General features: G+C 72.1%; 14 protein-coding genes. 7 read left to right on the top strand and 7 right to left on the bottom strand.

All coding sequences use genetic code 11. From position 1 onward, the window contains the following. Window positions 1-26 precede the first annotated feature (26 nt). On the top strand, window positions 27-1,145 hold the full coding sequence (locus O0S08_RS50975; protein WP_269036845.1) for an AAA family ATPase: 1,119 nt from the start codon (window positions 27-29) through the stop codon (window positions 1,143-1,145). A gap of 280 nt (window positions 1,146-1,425) precedes the next feature. Further along, complete coding sequence (locus tag O0S08_RS50970; RefSeq protein ID WP_269036844.1) at window positions 1,426-2,070, top strand: Coq4 family protein; 645 nt, start codon at window positions 1,426-1,428, stop codon at window positions 2,068-2,070. 4 nt (window positions 2,071-2,074) lie between these two features. On the opposite strand, the gene O0S08_RS50965 is transcribed toward O0S08_RS50970, so the two are convergent. Both O0S08_RS50965 and O0S08_RS50960 read right to left on the bottom strand, forming a co-directional pair. After that, the gene (locus O0S08_RS50965; RefSeq protein ID WP_269036843.1) at window positions 2,075-3,079 is read right to left on the bottom strand and encodes an ornithine cyclodeaminase family protein; all 1,005 of its coding nucleotides are present in this window, start codon (window positions 3,077-3,079) and stop codon (window positions 2,075-2,077) included. 144 nt (window positions 3,080-3,223) lie between these two features. Continuing rightward, entirely contained in the window at window positions 3,224-3,742 is a 519-nt protein-coding gene (locus O0S08_RS50960; RefSeq protein WP_269036841.1) for a GNAT family N-acetyltransferase, read from the bottom strand. Between the two features lie 70 nt (window positions 3,743-3,812). On the opposite strand from O0S08_RS50960, the gene O0S08_RS50955 reads away from it, so the two are divergent. Continuing rightward, window positions 3,813-4,775: an NAD(P)H-binding protein gene (locus tag O0S08_RS50955; protein WP_269036840.1), complete on the top strand. Its 963-nt coding sequence runs from the start codon at window positions 3,813-3,815 to the stop codon at window positions 4,773-4,775. 42 nt (window positions 4,776-4,817) lie between these two features. On the opposite strand, the gene O0S08_RS50950 is transcribed toward O0S08_RS50955, so the two are convergent. After that, window positions 4,818-5,645 carry a hypothetical protein gene (locus tag O0S08_RS50950; protein ID WP_269036839.1) on the bottom strand — a complete coding sequence of 276 codons (828 nt, stop codon included), beginning with the start codon at window positions 5,643-5,645 and terminating at the stop codon, window positions 4,818-4,820. 535 nt (window positions 5,646-6,180) lie between these two features. On the opposite strand from O0S08_RS50950, the gene O0S08_RS50945 reads away from it, so the two are divergent. Beyond that, window positions 6,181-6,528, top strand: coding sequence for a BP74-related protein (locus O0S08_RS50945; RefSeq protein WP_269036838.1), 348 nt, complete (start codon window positions 6,181-6,183; stop codon window positions 6,526-6,528). A gap of 78 nt (window positions 6,529-6,606) precedes the next feature. On the opposite strand, the gene O0S08_RS50940 is transcribed toward O0S08_RS50945, so the two are convergent. From O0S08_RS50940 to ltrA, 3 genes are all read right to left on the bottom strand, one after another. Then, the gene (locus O0S08_RS50940) at window positions 6,607-6,969 is read right to left on the bottom strand and encodes a hypothetical protein (RefSeq protein ID WP_269036837.1); all 363 of its coding nucleotides are present in this window, start codon (window positions 6,967-6,969) and stop codon (window positions 6,607-6,609) included. Window positions 6,970-7,156: 187 nt separating this feature from the next. After that, window positions 7,157-8,314 (bottom strand): saccharopine dehydrogenase family protein, encoded by a 1,158-nt coding sequence (locus O0S08_RS50935; RefSeq protein WP_269036836.1) that lies wholly within the window; start codon window positions 8,312-8,314, stop codon window positions 7,157-7,159. Between the two features lie 131 nt (window positions 8,315-8,445). After that, window positions 8,446-9,873: a group II intron reverse transcriptase/maturase gene (gene ltrA / locus O0S08_RS50930; RefSeq protein ID WP_269036835.1), complete on the bottom strand. Its 1,428-nt coding sequence runs from the start codon at window positions 9,871-9,873 to the stop codon at window positions 8,446-8,448. Window positions 9,874-10,401: 528 nt separating this feature from the next. On the opposite strand from ltrA, the gene O0S08_RS50925 reads away from it, so the two are divergent. Beyond that, the gene (locus tag O0S08_RS50925) at window positions 10,402-15,504 is read left to right on the top strand and encodes a protein kinase domain-containing protein (RefSeq protein WP_269036834.1); all 5,103 of its coding nucleotides are present in this window, start codon (window positions 10,402-10,404) and stop codon (window positions 15,502-15,504) included. A 1,629-nt stretch (window positions 15,505-17,133) separates the two neighbouring features. Here the strand turns inward: O0S08_RS50925 and O0S08_RS50920 are convergent. After that, the gene (locus tag O0S08_RS50920) at window positions 17,134-17,619 is read right to left on the bottom strand and encodes a host attachment protein (RefSeq protein WP_269036833.1); all 486 of its coding nucleotides are present in this window, start codon (window positions 17,617-17,619) and stop codon (window positions 17,134-17,136) included. A gap of 251 nt (window positions 17,620-17,870) precedes the next feature. Here O0S08_RS50920 and O0S08_RS50915 point away from each other — a divergent pair, with 251 nt between their 5' ends. Both O0S08_RS50915 and O0S08_RS50910 read left to right on the top strand, forming a co-directional pair. Continuing rightward, window positions 17,871-18,665 carry an ABC transporter ATP-binding protein gene (locus O0S08_RS50915; RefSeq protein ID WP_269036832.1) on the top strand — a complete coding sequence of 265 codons (795 nt, stop codon included), beginning with the start codon at window positions 17,871-17,873 and terminating at the stop codon, window positions 18,663-18,665. After that, entirely contained in the window at window positions 18,652-19,665 is a 1,014-nt protein-coding gene (locus tag O0S08_RS50910; RefSeq protein ID WP_269036831.1) for an ABC transporter permease, read from the top strand. Before O0S08_RS50915 ends, O0S08_RS50910 begins: the two co-directional genes overlap by 14 nt. Window positions 19,666-19,671 lie beyond the last annotated feature (6 nt).

Below are 19,671 nucleotides of genomic sequence, written 5' to 3'. Positions count from 1 at the left end.
TCGCGCGCGCCGACGGAGGATCCGCCATGCTGCTGCCCTACCCCTGTCCCGCCGATCCGGCGACCTCGACGGCTGTCCCTTGGGACAGCCTGTCGGAGCCGTGGATCGCACCGATGGCCGCCTGCCCGCAAGACCCTGAGCACCACGCCGAGGGCGACGTCTGGACCCACACCAAGATGGTGTGCGAGGCGCTGGTCGGCCTGCCCGGCTGGCAGGCGCTCGCGCCCGCCGACCGCGAGGTGGTATTCGCGTCGGCGCTGCTGCACGACATCGCCAAGCCGGTGTGCACGCGCGTCGAGGACGGGCGGATCCGCCAGCCCGGTCACTCGCCGCGCGGGGCGCTGATGGTCCGCGCGATGCTGTGGAAGCTGGGCGTCGACCCGGTCGTGCGTGAGCGGATCACGGCGCTGGTGCGCACCCACCAGATCCCGTTCTTCCTCATCGACCAGGACGACGCCCGCCGCCGCGCCGCGAAGATCAGCCAGACGGTCCGCTGCGATCACCTGGCCCTGCTCACCCGCGCCGACGCGCTCGGGCGGATCTGCCGCGACCCCCAGCGGCTGCTCGACAACATCGACCTGTTCGTCGACTTCTGCGCCGAGCACGAGTGCCTCGACCGCCCGTGGACGTTCCCGAGCGCGCACACGCGATTCGTCTACTTCCGCAGCGAAGACCGCGACCCGCGATTCGCGGTCCACGACGACACGCGCTGCGAGGTCGTGCTGATGTCGGGCCTGCCCGGCAGCGGCAAGGACCACTGGATCGCCCACAACCTCGACCTGCCGGTGATCTCGCTCGACGCCCTGCGCGAGGAGCTGGACGTCGATCACGGCGGGCCGCAACACGCGGTGATCCAGGCCGCGCGCGAGCAGGCCCGCGAGTACCTGCGGCGCTCCCAGCCGTTCGTGTGGAACGCGACCAACCTGAGCCGCGACCTCCGCGGCCGACTCATCGACCTGTGCGCCGACTACGGCGCGCGCGTCCGGATCGTCTTCCTCGACACGCCGTATCGCCGAATGATGCGACAGAACCGCGAACGCGAGGCCCAGGTGCCGGTGGCGGCGATCGAGCGCATGCTCGCCCGCTGGGAGCCGCCCGACCTGACCGAGGCGCATCACGTCGAGTGGGTCCTGCAAGGCGATTGACGCGGTCAGGTCGCCGGCTATCCTGGCTTCACCATGTCGACGCTCCGGACCCTGCGCGCCCATCTTCGCCCGTGAGGAGAAGACAGTGAAGGTCTCGGTCAACGCACCCAAGACACCGGTGACGAAGGGCAGCAGCGGAGTGGCCGCGGCCACCGTGCCCAACGTCTGCCCTGCCTGGCCTGTTCGTGTGGACGCCGCGGCTCTGAAACCCGCTCGCAGAAGCTGCGCTCGCTCTTGACGCCGTCAGATCGCGCCGCAACTGCGGCTATCCTGATTCATCATGCCGAGCGAAACGCCTTCCTGGTGGGCGCGCCTGCGGCAGCTCCGGGCTCTGCGCGCCGAACCGTCGCGGATCGGCGACGCCGCGGTGCTGCAGAGCGACCTCCTCGGCGCGCGCATGCGCGAGGAGGTGCGGGCCCAGGTCGCGGCTCTGTGCGCGCGCAGCGATTGCGACCGCCTGCGCCTGCGCCTCGACCACGCGGCGCTGCGTCGCTCGCCGCCCGGCACGTTCGGCCGCGCCTATGCGGATTTCTGCGCCGCCAACGCCATCGTCCCGGCCACCATCAGCGACGCGTTCGACGACGACACCCTGCGGCACAACGCCGCGATCGCTCGCTACATTTGTTTGCACGACATGTTCCACGTGTTGCTCGGCTGCGACACCTCGATCCCGGGCGAGCTGCGGATCACCGCCTTCATCCTCGAGCAACGGTACTTCCGCGCCGGCGCGGCGTTGCTCGCCCTGCTGGCGCTCGCCGGGCCGCTGCTGCGCCCGCATCAGTTCCGCGAGATTTTAAAGAACGTGCGGATCGGTCGCGACCTCGCCCGGCGCGCGCCGCTGCTGCTCGCCGAGCCGCTCGAGGACTGGCTCGCGCACGACCTCGCCGCCGTGCAGCAGCGCCTGGGCCTGCCGGCGACCGTCTGAGCGCTCAATCGCCGACGCGACGGCGGCCGCCGAGCTCGACGTGGATGCCGACGCCGGTGGCCACGGCGCGCCCGTGCAAGTAGTGCGCGACGGCGACGTCCTCGACCCCGAGGCCGAGCGATTTGAATAATGTGATGTCCTCGGCGCCGCGCCGACCCTCGCACGCGCCGCACAACAGCTCGCCGAGCTCGCCGAGGATGTGCGAATCGTCGACGGCCCCTTCGGCGCGGGCCAGCAGGAAATCGCCGGACTCGGCCAGGGCCGACTCGCAGCGGTCGACGTACAGCCGCGCGCGGGCCACCGCGCGCCCGTCGAGCTCGCGGGCCGAGGGCACGCAGGCGCCGACGGCGTTCACATGGGTCCCCGGGGACAGCCAGTCGCCCAGCAGCACCGGCTCGCGCGCCGACGTGGTGGTACAGACGAGCGACGCGCCCTCGACCGCCTCGCGCGCCGAGCCCACCGCGCGCACCTCGACCGCGAATCGCTGCTCCGCCTGGCGGGCGAACGCCGCGCGATTGGCCGGCGTGGCGCTGAACACTCGCACGCGGCGGATCGGTCGCACGCACAGCATCGCCTCGAGGTGCGTCCACGCCTGCGTGCCGGCGCCGAGGATCGCCAGCTCGTCGGCCTCGCTGCGGGCCAGCGCCCGCGTCGCCACCGCCGAGACCGCGGCGGTGCGGATCGCGGTGACCTCGGTGGCGTCGAGGATCGCCCGCGGCGCGCCGGTTTCGGCGTCGAACAGGGTCACCAGGCCCTGGTGCGAATCGAGCGGGGTGCCGTGATTGTGCGGGAACACGGCCACGATCTTGAGGCCGAGCGCCTGCCGCGAGTGCAGCGCCGCCGGCATCATGCCGAGGATCCCCCCGCCCGCGAGGCGCATGCCCCAGCGCAGCGGACTGGTCGCCTCGTCGCGCGCGAGCGCGGTCAACACCTCGGCCATCTGCTCGATGCATTCCGCCATCGGCAAGAGCTGGCGGATCTCGCGTTGCGTCAGAATCACCGCGGTCATGCTGCCCGGCGACGGTCGCACGAGGCCGCGGCGGGGACAAGCGGACGCAAGCGAGCAGGGCGCGGGCCCGCGCGAGCGGCGAGTGCGAGAACGCGCATTGCGATCATCACAGCGAGCCCGACGATTCGCAGCCCGGCATTCCTATCACGGGTCGAGGCGATACGACGGGTGCATCGCCCCGGTCGGTGGATACAACTCGTCGTGGGTGTGACGAAAGCCCAATCGCAGCAGCGCCGCGCGCGAGGCGGTGTTCTCGGGGTGATGCCCGGCGAACAGGCCGCGCGCCGCGAGCGGACCGAAGGCGAACGCGACTGCGGCGCCCGCGGCCTCGCCGGCCAGGCCGCGGCCCCAGAACGCGCTGCGCAGGTGGAAGCCGAGCTCGTACACCTGCGGCGCGTGCGGCCTGAGCCCGCAACAGCCGACGTGCGACCCATCGTCGCGGAGGAACACCGGCCAGTACTGCACCCCGTGAGTGAGGCCCTGATCGATCTCCGCAGACAGGCGGGCGGCGATCTGCGGCTCCGTGAACGGCTCACCGGCGATCCTCGCCGTCACGCGCGGGTCGCCCCACAATCCTCGAGCCAGCTCGAAGTCGTCGGCGGTCCACCAGCGAAACATCAGCCGCGCGCTCGGTCCGGGCAGTGCGTGCGTCGTCGTCGACACGCCCTCACGCTATCACGCGCCGGGCCGCGGAGGCAGGCGCGCCGGCGGGTGCGTGCTATGCAAGCGAACGATGCCGCGGATCCTCCTCACCGGCGCCACCGGCTTCGTCGGCCGCTCGGTCCGGCCGGCGCTGCTGCGGGCCGGCTGGCAGGTCCGCGGGCTCAGCCGTGACGCTCGCCGGGCTCGCGCTCGCTGGCCGGAGCTCGAATGGATAGAGGGCGACGTCGGCGATCCGGCCGTCTGTGCCCGCGCGCTGACGGGTTGCGACACGGCTCTGTACCTGGTCCACGCGATCGGCGAGGGCGCCGACTTCCGCCGGCGCGAGGTCGCGACTGCACGGACCTTCGCGGCCGCGGCCGGCGCGGTCCCGTCGATGCGACGAATCGTCTACCTCGGGGGCGTCGCGCCGATCGACGCGGGGTCCGAACATTTGCAGAGCCGGCTCGAGGTCGGCGAGGCGCTGCGCGCCGGCCTGGTCGCCACGGTCGAGCTGCGCGCCAGCATGATCGTCGGCCACGGCAGCCTGAGCTGGCTGGTGGTCCGCGACCTCGCCGCGCGCCTGCCGGTGATGGTGCTGCCGCGCTGGCTCCGCTCGCGCACCGAGCCGGTGGCGATCGACGACGTCGTGGTCGCGCTGGTGCGGGCGCTCGAGCTCGAGACGGACAGCGCGTGGTTCGACATCCCCGGCCCCGACGTCCTCACGGGCAAGCAGATCCTCGCGGAGACGGCCCGCGTGATGGGCCTCCGGCGGCCGGCCTCGCTCGACGTCCCGCTGCTCACGCCGCGCCTGTCGTCGCTATGGGTCCGCTTCGTCACCCGCGCCGACTGGTCGGTGGCCCGCAACATCGTCGTCGGCCTGACGCACGACCTGTTGGCGCAGAGCGATCGCTACTGGTCGCTCATCGATCACCCGGTCCGGCTCTCGTTCGCCGAGGCCGCGAGGCGGGCGCTCGCGGCCGAGGAGCGCGAGGGCGTGCCGGTGCGCGGCCCCTGGGGCGTGGTCGAGCGCGTGCTCGCGGCGCACGGCTCCTGATTCAATCGCCGGATCTCCGGCGACGCCGACCTCGGCGAGCGCTCATTCATGCCAGGGCTCCCACTTCGTGCGCAGGCTGACCAGCGCTCCGGTGGCCCCGACGATCTCCGCCTTGTAGGTGGTACCGCCGGTGAGCTTCAGACCCGGGTCGTTGTCGTAATGGCGGCCGACCCAGGTGCCGGGCTTGATCGTGTCGGTCGAGCCGCGCTCCCACCAGCACTCGAGGTCGCAATCGAAGAACTCGCAGGTCCGGCGGCACTTCCACCAATCCGTGGTGAATGTCGCGTCCTGGGTGCCCTCGCGGCCCTGCATCGCCACTGCCTCGTATTCGCCGGAGTTCATGTCGGACGTCGATTCGGCCCACTCCCAGCCCTGCGTGCAATGGCTGCGCTCGGGGCGGGTGCAGAACGTCGCCTTGAACCACTGCTGCTCCCAGTCGTCGCGCGTCGGCGACACTGTGGCGACCGGCAGCGTCGGCGGCGCGACCGGCTTGGGCGACGGCGACACCTCTTCGACCTCGCGCTCGGCCTGGCGGTCGAGCGCCGCCGCGAGCGCGGGCGGCAGCTCTCGTCCGGGGGCCAGCCTCGACCACACCTCGGCCGCGCCCTCACGCATCAGCTCCGGCGTCACCGCCCGCTGCGGGTCGTCGACGCGGCCGTGCTCGACCACGCTGATGAGCCCCGGCTCGAGCTCCTCGAACAGCACCACGTGCCCGCCCCCGAGGTCGAGCTCGGCGAGCACGCGGGGCTGCCCTGCCGTGACCGTGGGCGCCGGCGTGGCCGCTTTCGGGGCCGCGGCGGCGGGCGTCGGTTCGTCGGCGTCGCAGGCGGTCAGGGCGACCGAGAACAGGATGGCGGCGCGTCGATGCATGCGTCCTCGCGGGTGCGTCGCGCCCGGCGCGACGCGCTGACCTTGACACCCGCGCAGCCGCACGCAAGCGCAGATCCGCGCACACTGGCAGACTCGGCCGTGAGCGCCGTCGAGGCCGCTGGGGGTGCATCGGCCGCGAGCGCGTCGCAAGCCAGGTCTCGTGGTCCGCGTCGATCGCGGCCTCGGTCGCCGTCCGGGCCGACGATCCGTGATTCACCATTCTCCCGCCGCGAGTCGGCGTATTCCAAATCATCCTTCCCTGTGCGCCGCTCGTACGTGTGATTGGCCGATCGACCGCCCATACCGAGCGATACTGCCCACGTGGCTTTTCGGCCAGCATGGCGATCCGTCCTCGCAACAAATCACCGCGATCACCGTCGGCGGCGATCGGAGACGATGTATTTCGCCCGTCGCGAAATCATGCCTTGCGCTCCGGCCCTAGTTCGGTCACCTTCGGGGACCTCGATTCTGCTGGCGGTCTTTGCGGCCATCGCCGGCGGAGCATGATTGCGTGGGCCGCGGGCAGGAAATCATCATGGCAGCCTATTTTCGCTTCACCGACACCAACGGCCAGCCGCGCTTCGTGATCGAGCTGAACGACGACGCCAAGATCGCGCACGCGCGCAAGATCCTCAGCGGCGAAGAGAAGAACCGGATCCACATCCACGGGCGCATCATCAAGCGGGCGGTGCCCTACAACCCCGGCTGGTCGTTCCACCTCGACCCGAACTACGTCGACTTCTTCGACGTGGCGATCGAGGTCTGCGACGCCAGCATGCAATACGTCGAGGACCACCTCGACGAGGCCGGCGGCGCCTTCCTGCCCGGCGGGCACTGGTGCCCGTGGTCCTCGCGCCTGGTCGACGAGGTCCGGCCGGGCTAACTCCCGCCGCGGGGCATTTGCAGCACCCCTGGTGCGTGCATTCGCGGTCGCGCGAATGCACGCAGTCGCGCCGCTTTCTCAACCCGGGACGACCGGGCCGTCGCCCGTCTTGTCGTCCCATTCGGCCCACTCGATCTCCCGGGCCACGCCCGACTGGACGTGGATGAACACCTGGGCGCCTCCCTGCTCCATACCGGCGGGCGTGCTGGCCGTCGCCGTCGATGTGACACGGTAGTAGCCGTCGGCGATCGTCGGCAGCTCGACGACCAGCCCCTGACTCCTCGCACCTGCCGGCACCGTGACGTCCGGGCCGACGATCGGCGTCATGGCGTCGACGCCGTCGAACGTCAGCGCCTGAATGGTGGACGTGAGGGTCAACGATCGATCGGTGTTGTTCTGGATCTTCGTCGTCAGCGCCTTGCCGTCGAAGACGAGGTCCACGGCCACCCGACTCGACTCGCCCACCGCCCGCGTCGGCTGCTCGACCGGCGCGCGTCCCTGCGAGCGGGCGGCGCAGCCGAGCGGGCTCGCCAGCGCGACGGCGCAGACGACTCTTTTAAAGAGACAGCCAGACGACCGCGGTGCGCGCTCACCTCTCGTCCTGCGGTGTCCGTGAGGCATGAGCGCGTCACTCCCCGCCTTGCTTCACCGCGAAGCGCAGCCCGGCCGCCTGCAGGCGGTCGATGAGCAGCTCGCCGCAGGCGGCCGCGGTGGTCGACACGCCGCCTGTACTTTTGCACATGTCCCTTTGTAACACCAGGAGAAGGGCCGTCTCGCCGGCCATCTTGGCGGTCTCGTCGTAGCCCGGGTCGCCGCCGGAGACCTCGGCGACGACCGGCGGGTCGTCGCCGGCGCGGCCGACGAAGGTCACCTTGAACCAGCTCTTCGCCCGGACCTCGGGGCTCGGCCCGCTGCCTGGCGGGTTCATGCGCGTCAACATGCGGCGCAGCGGGCCGATCTTGGCCGCGCCGACCAGCGCCCCCGCCCCCGCGAGCGCCAGGCCGACGTGGTAGATCCGCGGCAGCGCGATGTAGTGCGCATAGCTGAAGTCGGGCCCGTAGTCGCCGCGCAGCCTGGCCGAGCGGCGGGCGATCATCGGGTCGATGGTCGGCAGCGGCAGGCCCCAGCGGCCGAGCGCGCGCTGGTAGTGGATCGCGGCGGCCCGCTTGCGCGCGCCCGTCGACCCGCCGCTCCGCGACTTGCGCGGCGGCGGCGAGGCCAGCACGCCAAGCGCGGACGCGAGCGTGCCGCCGGAGAAGCGGCCGCGGCCCTGCATGTAGCCGCAGATCGTCAGCGGCCGGTCGCGCGGGAGGGCGCGCGTGGTCCAGAGCACCCCGAGGTCGGTGGGGATGCTGTCGAAGCCGCAACACGGCACCACGAGCACGCCGCGGGCCCGGGCGGCCTCGTCGTACTCGGCGATGATGCGATCGACGAAGGCAGGCTCGCCGGTGAGGTCGAGGTAGTCGGCGCCCTGCTCGACGCACGCGCGCACCACCGGCTCGCCGTAGCGCACGTAAGGACCGACGGTGGTGAGCACCACGCGCGTGCTCGCGGCCATGCGCGCCAGCGCGGCGGGATCGCCGGTGTCGGCGACGACGACCCCGACCTCGCGCCCGAGCTCCGCCGCCACCGCCGCCAGCTTCTCGCGCGAGCGCCCGGCGACGGCGATGCGGACCTCCCGCGGTGCATGAGCCGCGAGGTAGGCGGCGCACAGCCGGCCGACGAAGCCGGTGGCCCCGAACACGGTGATGTCCCAATCTCTCGCGGAAACAGCGGGCGGCGTCACTGGTAGATCCTACCCTTCCTTCGGTCTTGCCGAGTACGGCTGTTGCCCCGGAGGAAGGGCAGGACCCCCGTTCAAACCGTGCATGCGGATTTCCCGCACACGGCTTACCGGTGGACTTTCGGGCCGTTGCATTACGCTGCCTCCGGGTACTGCACGGTCCCCCGCAGACGATGGAGGCCGTGGTTGTGGAAGAAGTCGCGTGTCCAGACCTTGGCCTCCCCCGCGTGGAGATGTCGACCTTTGCGCTTCACCATGAAGGCGCGGAGTCGACTCCATACGTAGGTGTCGATCTGGTTGAACTTCGCGGCGGCGTTCCCGGTGAGGAAGTAGTTGGCCCAGCCGCGCAGCACCGGATTGATGTCGCGGATGATCACCCGCACATCTTTGACCCCGTGGCGGTTACGACCGGTCAGCTCCTTCACACGCTGTCGCACCCGCGTCAAGCTGCGCGTCGAAGGCCAGCGCTGGAGGAAGTACGCCCTGCGGCGTTCCTTCTCCCAGATCAGACCGGACATGCGCTTACGCAGGTGACAGCCGAGGAAGTCGAAGCCTTGCCGTCCCCGGCTCAGCTCGACGCGCCTCGTCTTCTCCGGATGCAGCTCGAGTCGAAGTCGACGCAGGATCTCGCGGACCCTGACCTCGGCCTCCTCGCACGCCTTCCTGGTCCTGCACAGGATCACGAAGTCATCGCAGTAGCGCACGAGCTCGCCCAGGTGGGCGTGCCGTCGCTGCCACAACTTGTCGAGGACGCCGAGGTAGATGTTCGACAGCAGCGGTGAGATGACCCCGCCCTGGGGTGTCCCCGAGAGCATCGCCGTCACCTCGCCGTCTTCCATCACGCCGGCTTCGAGCCATTGCCGCACCAGCTTGAGGACCCTTCGATCCGAGATCCGCATCTCGACGAGCTTCATGAGTCGCTCGTGATCGATGCTGCCGAAGTAGTCGCGGATGTCGGCGTCGAGCACATGGTTTCCACCTCGCGCTCCCAACACGCGCAGTCGCTCGAGCGCCTGCGTCGCGCTGCGCTTCGGCCGGAAGCCGTACGAGCACGGAAGGAAGTCCGCCTCGAATATCGGCTCCAGCACCAGCTTCGCCGCCATCTGCACCACTCGGTCCCGGACTGTCGGGATCCCCAGCGGCCGCTTCTTCCCGTCCGCCTTCGGGATGTACCGCCGCATGACCGCGCTCGGCCGGTACGTCCCCGCCTCGAGCTCTGCACCGATCGCTTCGAGGAAGCGATCGACGCCGAGCTCTTCCACCTCGGCCAGCGTCTGGGCATCGATGCCCGCTGACCCCCTGTTCTTCTTCACCCGCCTCCATGCTTCCTTCAGGACGTCACGCCTGAAGATGCGGTCGTACAGCGCATGGAAACGTCTTCCCGGATGCCGCTTGGCTGCGGCCCACAGTCGGCGTCGAAGTTCTCGCACTTTGTCACGCGGCCTGCGCCGCGCGGGGTTGTTGGGACCTGTCCTGCAGGCCATGCCCTCGCGCTTACCTTCTTCTCCGACACGACCACCCCAGGGGCCCTTCCCTCCGGCGGCGTTGTTCTGCGCCGCCATCGCCGGTACTACGACCCCCTCGGACTCCCGCTGCACAGCGCTCGACTTCGCCTTCGGCTTATACGAGCCACCTTGCCCCGACACAGACCGTGCAGACGGGCCTCTCCTGTTCCGCATCGCTCCTTGAACGCGTGCTGCGCCCCCTACCCCGGGTGGACCCCCCGCGCTTTCTGTTCCGGTCTCGTGCGCGGTGGACGTGGCCTTCGCCGCGAAGTGATCGGCTCGGCTCCCCCATTGTTTCTCTGACGAGGCTGCAGGCTTCACTTGATGTTGCGGCCCGCGTTCTTGCTCCCTCCGTAGAGGCTCTTGACGCCCCGCTCGGGCCGCGAGGATCTCTCCTCGCGCCTGGGGCCTGCTACCGGGCGCTCCGGCGCTTACCCGGACGGGACTTTCACCCGCTGGAACGGTGCAGCATGACGCGGCCGACCCGCCCCCTCCGGGGTCCTGCTCGTCCGTGTCTTCAGGACGCACCACCGCGCGAGGATACCTGGTTTCTCGCGCGAGACCCTGGCGATACACTCGTGGGTCGTGCGCCACTACCTCGTCGTCGAACACCTGCACGACGGCGCCGTGTTCTCACTCGACCGCGCGCTCGACACCACGGACAACCGGCCGGTGGTGTTGAAGCGGCTGCCGGCGGCCCGCAGCGACCCGCACGAGCGGGCCCGCCTGCGCCGGGAGTACGAGATCTTGCGACGCCTGGACGCGCCCGGGGTGGTCCGCGCGCGGGCGCTCGAGGAGGAGGACGGCGAGCTGCGGCTGGTGCTGCTCGACTTCGGCGGGCACACGCTCGACGCCCGGCTGCGCCGCGGGTCGCTGGCGCTCCTCGAGTTCCTCGACCTCGCCGTACAGCTGGCCGACATCCTCGACGCGGTGCACCGCCGCGGCGTCCTGCACAAGGACATCAAGCCGCGCAACATCCTGGTCGACCACGCCGGCCAGGTCCAGGTCATCGACTTCGGGATCGCCTCCGAGGTGCCGCGCGAGCTCGCAGTCGCCGGCCCCCCGCGCGTGCTCGAGGGCACCCTCGCGTACATCGCCCCGGAGCAGACCGGGCGCATGAACCGGCCCGTCGACTCCCGCAGCGACCTCTACTCGCTCGGCGCGACCTTCTACGAGATGCTGACCGGCGCGCCGCCGTTCGCCGCGCACGACCCGATCGAGCTGGTCCACGGCCACATCGCCCGCGCGCCCCGACCGCCGGGCGAGCTGGCCGCCGGCGTCCCGGATGTCCTTTCGGACATTGTCCTCAAGTTACTGGCCAAACAGGCAGACGACCGCTACCAGAGCGCGAGCGGCCTGCGCCACGACCTCGAGCACTGCCGCGAGCGCGTGCGGGCCGGCGAGGCGCCGACGCGCTTCCCGCTGGCGACCCGCGACGCGCCGGCCCGCTTCGAGCTGCCGGCGCGGCTGTACGGGCGCGAGGCGGCGGCCACCGAGCTGTCGTGCGCCTACGCGCGGGTCGCCGCGGGCGCGTCCGAGCTGCTCGTCGTCGCCGGGCCGCCGGGGATCGGCAAGTCCGCGCTGGTCCACGAGCTCGACCGCGAGATCGCCGGCCGCAGCGGCCGCCTCGTCGCCGGCAAGTTCGCGCAGCTGCGCCGCGACCAACCCTACAGCGCGCTGCGAGCCGCGCTCCTGCAGCTGGTCGAGGCCATGCTCGCCGACTCCGAGGAGGGCCTGGCCCGCCGCTCGCTCGCGCTCGACCGCTCGCTCGGCCGCCTCGCCGGCCCGCTGCTCACCCTCCTGCCCGAGCTGCGCCCCGCGCTGCCCCGCGCCCTCGCGCCCGCCGGGGCCGACGGCGACTCCCGCGGCGCCGCCAAGGGCCGGCTGCACCGGGCAGTGCGCGCGCTCGTCCGCGCCTTCGCCGAACCGGCCGCGCCGCTGGTGCTGCTGCTCGACGACCTGCAGTGGGCCGACTCGGCCTCGCTCGAGCTGCTCACCGCGCTGCTGATCGACGAGGTCACGCCCGGCCTGCTGGTGATCGCCACAGTCCGCGACGAGGCCGTCTCGCCGCTGCTGCAGGCCACTCTGGCCGCGCTGGAGCCGGTGTCGCGGCGCATCGATCTGCGGCCGCTGACCTCCGACGACACCCGGGCGCTGGTCGCCGACGCCCTGCGCCGCGCCCCGGCCGAGGTCGCCTCGCTGGCGGCCCTGGTCCACGAGCGCACCGGCGGCGTGCCGCTGCTCGTCGGCGAGTACCTGCGCGACCTGGCCCACCAGAGCCAGATCGCCTTCGACCCCGAGCGCGCCCGCTTCGTCTGGGACGAGGCCGCGATCGCCGGCGCCGCGACGACCGCGGATGTCGTTACGGTCATGGTCGAAAGGACACGTTCTTTGGGACAGGCGACGCGCGAGGCGCTCGGCCGCGCCGCCTGCGTCGGCGGCGAGTTCGACGCCGCGCTGCTGGCCGACCTGGCCGGGCGCCCGGAGGCGGAGCTCGCGGCGGCTCTGGTGGAGGCCGCGCGCGCAGGCCTGATCGTCGCCTGCGGCGGACGCTGGCGGTTCTTCCACGACCGCGTGCAGCAGGCGGTCGAGTCGCTGCTCGACGTCGGCGAGCGCGCGGCGATCCACCTGGCCCTCGGCCGGCGCCTGCGCGGCAGCGACGCGGTCGACGAGCGCCACCCGCGGCTGTTCGAGATCGCCGACCACTTCAACGCCGCGGTCAGCCAGGTCGAGGACGCGGGCGAGCGGCGAGCGCTGGCGGAGATCGATCTGTCGGCAGCGCGCCAGGCCCGGGCCTCCGGCGCGTTCGCGGCCATGGCGAGCTACGCCTCCGCCGGCGTCGCGCTGCTCGCCCCGATCGCCGCCGAGGCCCCGCAGACCGCGTTCGCGCTCGAGCTGCTGCGCGCCGAGGGCCTGTTCCTCACCGGCGAGCACGCGGCCGCCGAGGCCGCCCTCTCGGCGCTGGTCGAGCGCGCCCGCGAGCCCCGCGAGCGCGCCCTCGCGTGCGAGCTGTGGGCCACGCTCGACCTCCACCTCGGCCGCCTCGAGGCCTGCGTCGACCACGGCCTCGTCGGCCTGAGCGCGATCGGCTTCGACACCCCGCGACGGACCGGCCTGCCCGGCGTGATGGTCGAGTTCATGCGCACGAGGTCGGCGATCGCCGGGCGCTCGCCGGCGACGCTCGCCGACATCCCGCCGCTGCGCGACGCGACGGTCCAGCTGGCGCTGCGGATCTACTTCATCATCATCGGCGCGGTCTTTCAGTTCGACATGATGACGATGATGGCGATGACGATGCGGGCGACCCGACTGTCGCTGCAGCACGGCACGTCGAGCCTGTCGGCCGCGCAGTACCTGAGCTACGGCATGATGCTGGCGCTCGTCCAGCGCGACACGAAGGTCGGCGACGACTACGGTCGCTTCTCCCTCGAGGTCCTGGCGCGCTACCCCGACCGCGGCGTCGAGGCGGTGGTCAAGTTCCTCTACGGCTCGATGATCCAGCCGTGGCGCCACCCGTTCGCCCGCGCGGTGCCGATCTTGCGCGAGGGCCAGCAGGCGGGGCTGGACTCGGGCCAGTTGATGTACGCCTGCCTGTGCGCCAGCACCGTGGTCAGCACGCGCATGCAGGCCGGCAGTCCCCTGGAGCAGGTGCGCCAGGACCTCGAGGCCGGGCTGGTGCAGGCGCGAGCGGCCCACGTCGGCAGCGCGGTCACCCACCTCCAGACCGCGGCCACAGCGGTCGGCGCCCTCACCGGCGCGCCCGTCGACGCCGGCGACGTCGACCCGCAGCACCACGCGGACTACATGGTCACGCTGTCGCGCGCGGTCCAGGGCGAGATGCTGCACTTCATCTTCGGCCGCATCGACGACGGCCTGGCCGACAGCGACCGCGCCGAGCCGCGAGCCGCCCGCGAGCTCGGCCAGGTCCCGCTGTACGCCGACCACGTGTTCTTCCGCGCGCTCCTGCTGGCCCGCCGCGGCCCGGCCCCCGGCCCCCTCGGCGGCCTGCGCCTGCGTCGCGCGCTGCAGTCGGCCGTCGACAAGCTGGCCGGGTGGAGCCGCGGCTGCCCGGCCAACTTCGAGGCCCGCGCGCAGCTCGTCCGCGCCGAGCAGCACCGCGTCGCCGGTGACGGGGCCGCGGCCCTGCGCGCCTACGAGGCCGCGCTCGCGGCCGCGGTCCGGCACGCGCGACCGCACGACGAGGCGGTCGCCTGCGAGGTGGCGGCCCACCACTTCGCCGCCGCCGGCCTGCGCGACGCCCAGCAGGTCTACCTCCGCCGCGCCCGCCGGGCCTACCTGCGCTGGGGCGCGCTCGCCAAGGTCCGCGCGCTCGAGCACGCCGGCCTCGACCGCCGCCACGCCGACCTCGACGGCCTCGACGCCTCGCTGCCCGGGCCCGGCAATGACCTGTCCTCGAGGACAGCCAGCTCCGAGGCCACCCTGAACCGCGCCGGCCACCACCTCGACTTCGCCACCCTGTTCAAGGCGACGCAGGTGTTCGCCGACGAGCTCGACCTCGGGCGGCTGCTCGCCGCGGTGATGCGCCTGCTCGTCGAGGACAGCGGGGCCGAGCGCGGCGTCCTGCTGCTGGCGCGCGGGCCCGGGCTGGTCGGCGCGCACGAGTACGTCGCCGAGGGCGACCGGCACGCGCCGCTCGGCGACGTCCCGCTGCCCGAGCTCGAGACAGTCCCGGCCGCGGTGGCGATCCTCGCTCACCGCAGCGGCCGCCCGCTGGTCGTCGACGACGCCGCCGAGGACGCCCGCTTCACCGACGACCCCTACGTCCGCCGCGTCCGTCCGCGCTCCTTGCTGGCCGCGCCGCTGGTCCACGGCGGCGAGCGCCTCGGCGTGCTCTACCTCGAGAACAACCTGGTCGCAGCCGCCTTCAGCCCCGATCGCAGCGAGACCCTGCGCCTGCTCGCCGTCCAGGCCGCGATCGCCATCGACCGCGCGCTGCTGTTCGGCCGCCTCGAGGACGCCCGCCGCGCCGCCGAGGCCGCCAGCGAGGCCAAGTCGCGCTTCCTCGCCAACATGAGCCACGAGCTGCGGACCCCGCTCAACGCGATCCTCGGCTACTGCGAGATGCTGTCCGAAGAGGCAGGCGAGCGCGGCGAGGACGGCATGCTGGCGGACCTCGACAAGATCCACCGGGCCGGCGACCACCTGCTGGCGATCGTGCGCGACATCCTCGACCTCACCAAGATCGAGGCCGGGCGGATCGAGCCGGCGCGCGAGCCGATCGACCTCGTCACCATGCTGAACGACGTCGTCAGCATGGCCCTGCCCGACCTGACCCGCCGCGACAACCGCCTCGTCCGCGATTTTTCCGGGGAAGATCTCGGCGTCATGCTCGGCGACCCCACCCTGGTGCGCCAGATCCTCGTCAACCTGCTCGGCAACGCCGCCAAGTTCACTGCCCGCGGCGAGGTCACCCTGCGCGCCTCCCGGGCCGGCAAGCTCGTCCGCTTCGCCGTCGCCGACACCGGCATCGGCATGACCCCCCAGGAGCTGGCGACCGCCTTCGAGCCGTTCGCCCAGGCCGACAACTCGTCAACCCGCCGCTTCGACGGCGTCGGCCTGGGCCTGACGATCTGCCGCCGCCTGGCCGAGGCGATGGGCGGCAGCCTCACGGCCACCAGCGAACCCGGCCGCGGCTCGACGTTCACGCTCGAGCTGCCGGGCGGTTGATGCTATCTGTCTTAAAAGACATCCAGGCGCGGCGACGACATGGGTCGTACCCCCAGAGAGAATCACGCCCTCGCGCGAGCGGCCGGGATCACTCCGGTGAACGCGACGGAGCGCCGCTCCCCTGCCCGCCCCAGCGCGCAAGATGCACGCTCTCCGCACGCAAGGGGCGCCTCGCCAGACACATGTCCGAAAGGACACGCAGCTACCGCGCCTGCCGGCCGCCGAGGAGACGGCTCCTACCTGTCCTTTCGGACAGTCCAGTATGGCAGGCCATCGGAGCCGCCCTGGTCGCTCGCGGCGCCCCGGCGGCCGACGAGCCGACTCACACCTGTCCCATGGGACACCATGTATGTGTGCGCGTGGCCACCCGGCCGGCCGGCCACGACATGTCGCGCCGGACAGCCCCAACCTGACGGGGCACCCACACGGCCAGCCGTCCGGTCGGCTACGACATGTCCTGTCGAACATGCCCACGCGGCGAACGTCCACGGAGCCGCCGTGGCCGCTCGCGGCGCTCGCCGTAGCGAGGAGTCGGATCACACCCGTCGTCCGTACCGCGCCCATAGGACTGGCTACGACATGTCCTATCGGACATGCCCCTGGGCGAGCGCCCTCGGAGCCTCCCTGGCCGCTCGCGGTGCTCCTCGATGACCGGCGAGCCGGAGCACAGCTGTCCCACGTTTAGCCGTCCGGCCGGCTCCGCCATGTCCGTCGGGCATCCCCAACCGGACGGGCGCCAACAGAGCCGCCCTGGCCGCTCGCAGCACTCTTCGCGGAGCGACGAGCCGGACCACGCCTGTCCGGTGAGACACTCCGTCGAGCCGGCTACGACATGTCCTATCGGACATAACCATGCAGCGGGCGCGATCGAACCTCCCCAGTCGCACGCGAGAGCCGGATCACGCCTGTCCACCGGACGCTCCGTCCGTACGCGCCCGGCCAGCCGTCCAGCCGGTTTCAACATGTCCCCTCGGACATGCAGCGGGTACCTCGGAGCCTCCCCCGGTCGCTCGCGGCGCTCCCCGAGGACCGACGAGCCCGCTCACGCCTGTCTCACGGGACACCCCCCGTACGTCCGTCGCCGGCGTCCAGGCGGCCTCGACATGCGGCGGCGCCATCGGAGCCATCCCAATCGCACGCGGCGCTCCCCGATGACGGGCGAGCCGCCCGACCGCCCATGACATGTCCGAAGGGACATGCTGAGCTCGGAGAGCGCCGCCGAGGCCGGCTCGAGCGCCACAAACGGCTGCAGAGCTCGCCAGCGGCGGCGCACGCTTGGTCGCCCGCGGCGCTCCCCGATGCTGAACGCGCGGATCACACCTGTCCGATAGGACACCTCGTCGCGCGCGGTGGCCAGGCGTCCGGCCGACGCCAACATGTCCGGAGGGACATACCGCGTTCGGCGAGCGCAGCCCGAGCCGGCTCCGAGCGGCGCGAACGTCGGCAGAGCTCGCCAGCCGCGGCGCACGCTTCTCATGCGAACCGCGAGCGACCACGCGCTCCAAAACGCGCGCAGGCGCGCGCAGAGCGTGGCCCGCTGGGCCGCGCCCTGCGCACATCAGGACAGCGTTCTACAGGGACCTTCCTTCAGGGCCATGCAGGCAGGAGCATGTCCCGAGGCACAACAGGTCAGACCGCCAGGCTGGAGTCGACGGCCAGCGGGCTGCGGAGCTTGTCGCCGAGGCGGGCGGCGATTTCCTCGTCGGGCAGATCGATCCAGTCGTGGGAGATCTCCGAGTGCACCCGCGCATACGCCCGCGGAGACAGGGCCCTGCGCAGGTCGCCCAGGGCTCGCGGCGGAGCGACCAGGATCACACGCTGGACCCGGCGGTCCCCGACGCCGCGGTCGACGAACGCCGCGACCTGTCCGCTGAACTCGAGCTCCGCCTTGTCGTGCGGGTTGCTGCGCGGCTCGAACGCGTGGCGGGCGGACGCGCCCGCGAAGCCGCGCGAGCGGCCTGGCCGGTCTTCCCCGACTTCGTGGCTGAGCTCCCGCCCGCTCGTGAATCCGTCGCCGAACGGACGGGTCAGCACGGCGCCGGGTGCTTCCTGCACCAGGATCCGGCCGCGCGAGCCGTCCATGAGCACGATCCATGTAGGAGTGTAGGGCTTCATGCTCGAACCCTGATCGCGGTATGCCCGTGCGGCCACTGGAAAAATTCCAAGGTGGGCGACCGCGCGCCAGCCCGGCGGACACCCCGACCAGCGCGGTAAGGCAGCGAACGGGACGGTGCCGACCGGGCGGGCTCTACGGGCCGCCAGGCCCCCTTGGCTGCAGGATTTCGCGGATTTCACGGACCTCGCCGGACTTCCGTGGATTGACGAAGCGTTCAGCATAATGTACGCCTGTTGAGCCGAGGAAAACGATGAGCGCCGCTCTGCCGCACGTCCCGCTGTCCGTCCTGAGCCCCTCGCCCGCCCCGGTGGCGCTGCGCCTGGACGGGGTCACCAAGCGCCACGGGGCCGGCGGCGACGCCGTCGTCGCGCTCGACACGATGTCGTTCGCGGTCAAGAAGGGCGAGTTCGTGTGCGTGGTCGGGGCCTCGGGCTGCGGCAAGTCGACCATGTTGAACCTCGTCGCCGGGCTCGACACCCCCTCAGCCGGCGAGGTGGTGGTGGCCGGCGGCCGGCCGGCGCTGATGTTCCAGGAGTCGGCGCTGTTCCCCTGGCTGAGCGTCGAGGAGAACGTGGCCTTTCCGCTGCAGATGCAAGGGCTGTCGCGGAAGGCCCGGGCCGCGCGGGTGTCCGAGCTGCTGCAGCTCGTGCACCTCGAGAAGTTCGCCCGGCGGCGCCCGCACGAGCTGTCGGGCGGCATGAAGCAGCGGGTCGCCCTGGCCCGCGCCCTGGCCCAGCAGGCCGAGCTCCTGCTCATGGACGAGCCGTTCGCCGCGCTCGACGCCATGATGCGCGACCACCTTCACAGCGAGCTCGAGGCGCTGTGGCAGAAGACCGGCCTCACCGTCGTGTTCGTCACCCACAACGTCCGCGAGGCCGTGCGCCTCGGCGACCGCGTGCTCCTCCTGTCCTCGCGGCCAGGTCGCCTCGTCGCCGAGTACCAGGTCGACCTCGACCGCCCGCGCCGCATCGAGTCGCCCGAGGTCGCCCGCCTGGCCCGCACGATCACCGACCGCCTGCTCGAGGCCGCCCGTGCCGCAGCGTGAGCTCGCCGGCGAGGCCCCGCCCGCGCGCCCGCACCTGCACGCCCTGCCCGGCGGCGAGGACGGCGGCCGCGACGACAAGAGTCGAGAAGGACATGTCCTCGTCGACATGCCCGAACGGACAGATCCAGAAGACCCGCTGCGGGCCGGTCTGCGCGCCGCCGTCGGCGACCCGACGCGGGCCGATCGCCAGCCCGGCGGCGGCAAGCCCGGCCGCGGGCGCGCGCTGTGGGCGGCCGCCTGGCCCAAGCTGGCCGCGCTGGCCCTCGCGCTGACGGTCTGGGAGCTGGTGGTGCTGAGCGGCTGGCGGCCGGAGTACGTGCTCCCGGGCCCGGGCGCCGTGCTGGCCCGGCTGTGGACCGACCTCCTGGCCGGTGACATCGGCGTGGCCGCGGCGATCACCATGAAGCGGGCGCTGCTCGGCTACGCGATCGCTCTGGTCGCCGGCGTGGGCCTCGGCCTGATGCTGGCGCGGGTGAAGGTCCTGCGCACGGCGGCCGGCTCGCTGCTGACCGGCCTGCAGACGATGCCGAGCGTGGCATGGTTCCCGCTGGCGATCTTGCTGTTCCAGCTCAGCGAGGCGGCGATCCTCGCCGTCGTGGTGCTGGGCGCGGCGCCATCGATCGCCATCGGCCTGCTGACCAGCACCGACCAGGTCCCGCCGCTCCTGGTGCGCGCCGGCAAGGTCATGGGCGCGCGCGGCCTCTCGCTCTACCGTCACATCATCATCCCCGCCGCCCTCCCCGGCTTCGTCGCCGGCCTCAAGCAGGGCTGGGCGTTCGCCTGGCGCAGCCTGATGGCCGGCGAGCTCCTCGTCATCATCGGCCACGCGCCGTCGATCGGCGTGCGCCTGCAGTTCTCGCGCGAGCTCAGCGACGCCGAGGGCCTGCTCGCCTGGATGCTCGTCGTCATGCTCCTCGGCGTCCTCGTCGACGGCCTGGTGTTCGGCGCCCTGGAGCGGAAGATCCGCGAGGGCCGGGGCCTCACCGCCGAGCACGCGTGAGCCTCC

The organism is Nannocystis punicea (genome assembly GCF_026965555.1).
Lineage (GTDB): Bacteria > Myxococcota_A > Polyangia > Nannocystales > Nannocystaceae > Nannocystis > Nannocystis punicea.
The sequence above is the reverse complement of the archived record's forward strand: the minus strand, read 5'-3'. Positions and strand labels throughout refer to the sequence as shown.

Coding starts and splice junctions, on each gene's coding strand:
- O0S08_RS50975 (WP_269036845.1), top strand. CDS start 27: ATGCTGCTGCCCTACCCCTGTCCCGCCGATCCGGCGACCTCGACGGCT.
- O0S08_RS50955 (WP_269036840.1), top strand. CDS start 3,813: ATGCCGCGGATCCTCCTCACCGGCGCCACCGGCTTCGTCGGCCGCTCG.
- O0S08_RS50920 (WP_269036833.1), bottom strand. CDS start 17,619: ATGAAGCCCTACACTCCTACATGGATCGTGCTCATGGACGGCTCGCGC.
- O0S08_RS50945 (WP_269036838.1), top strand. CDS start 6,181: ATGGCAGCCTATTTTCGCTTCACCGACACCAACGGCCAGCCGCGCTTC.
- O0S08_RS50965 (WP_269036843.1), bottom strand. CDS start 3,079: ATGACCGCGGTGATTCTGACGCAACGCGAGATCCGCCAGCTCTTGCCG.
- O0S08_RS50970 (WP_269036844.1), top strand. CDS start 1,426: ATGCCGAGCGAAACGCCTTCCTGGTGGGCGCGCCTGCGGCAGCTCCGG.
- O0S08_RS50950 (WP_269036839.1), bottom strand. CDS start 5,645: ATGCATCGACGCGCCGCCATCCTGTTCTCGGTCGCCCTGACCGCCTGC.
- ltrA (WP_269036835.1), bottom strand. CDS start 9,873: ATGGCGGCGCAGAACAACGCCGCCGGAGGGAAGGGCCCCTGGGGTGGT.
- O0S08_RS50915 (WP_269036832.1), top strand. CDS start 17,871: ATGAGCGCCGCTCTGCCGCACGTCCCGCTGTCCGTCCTGAGCCCCTCG.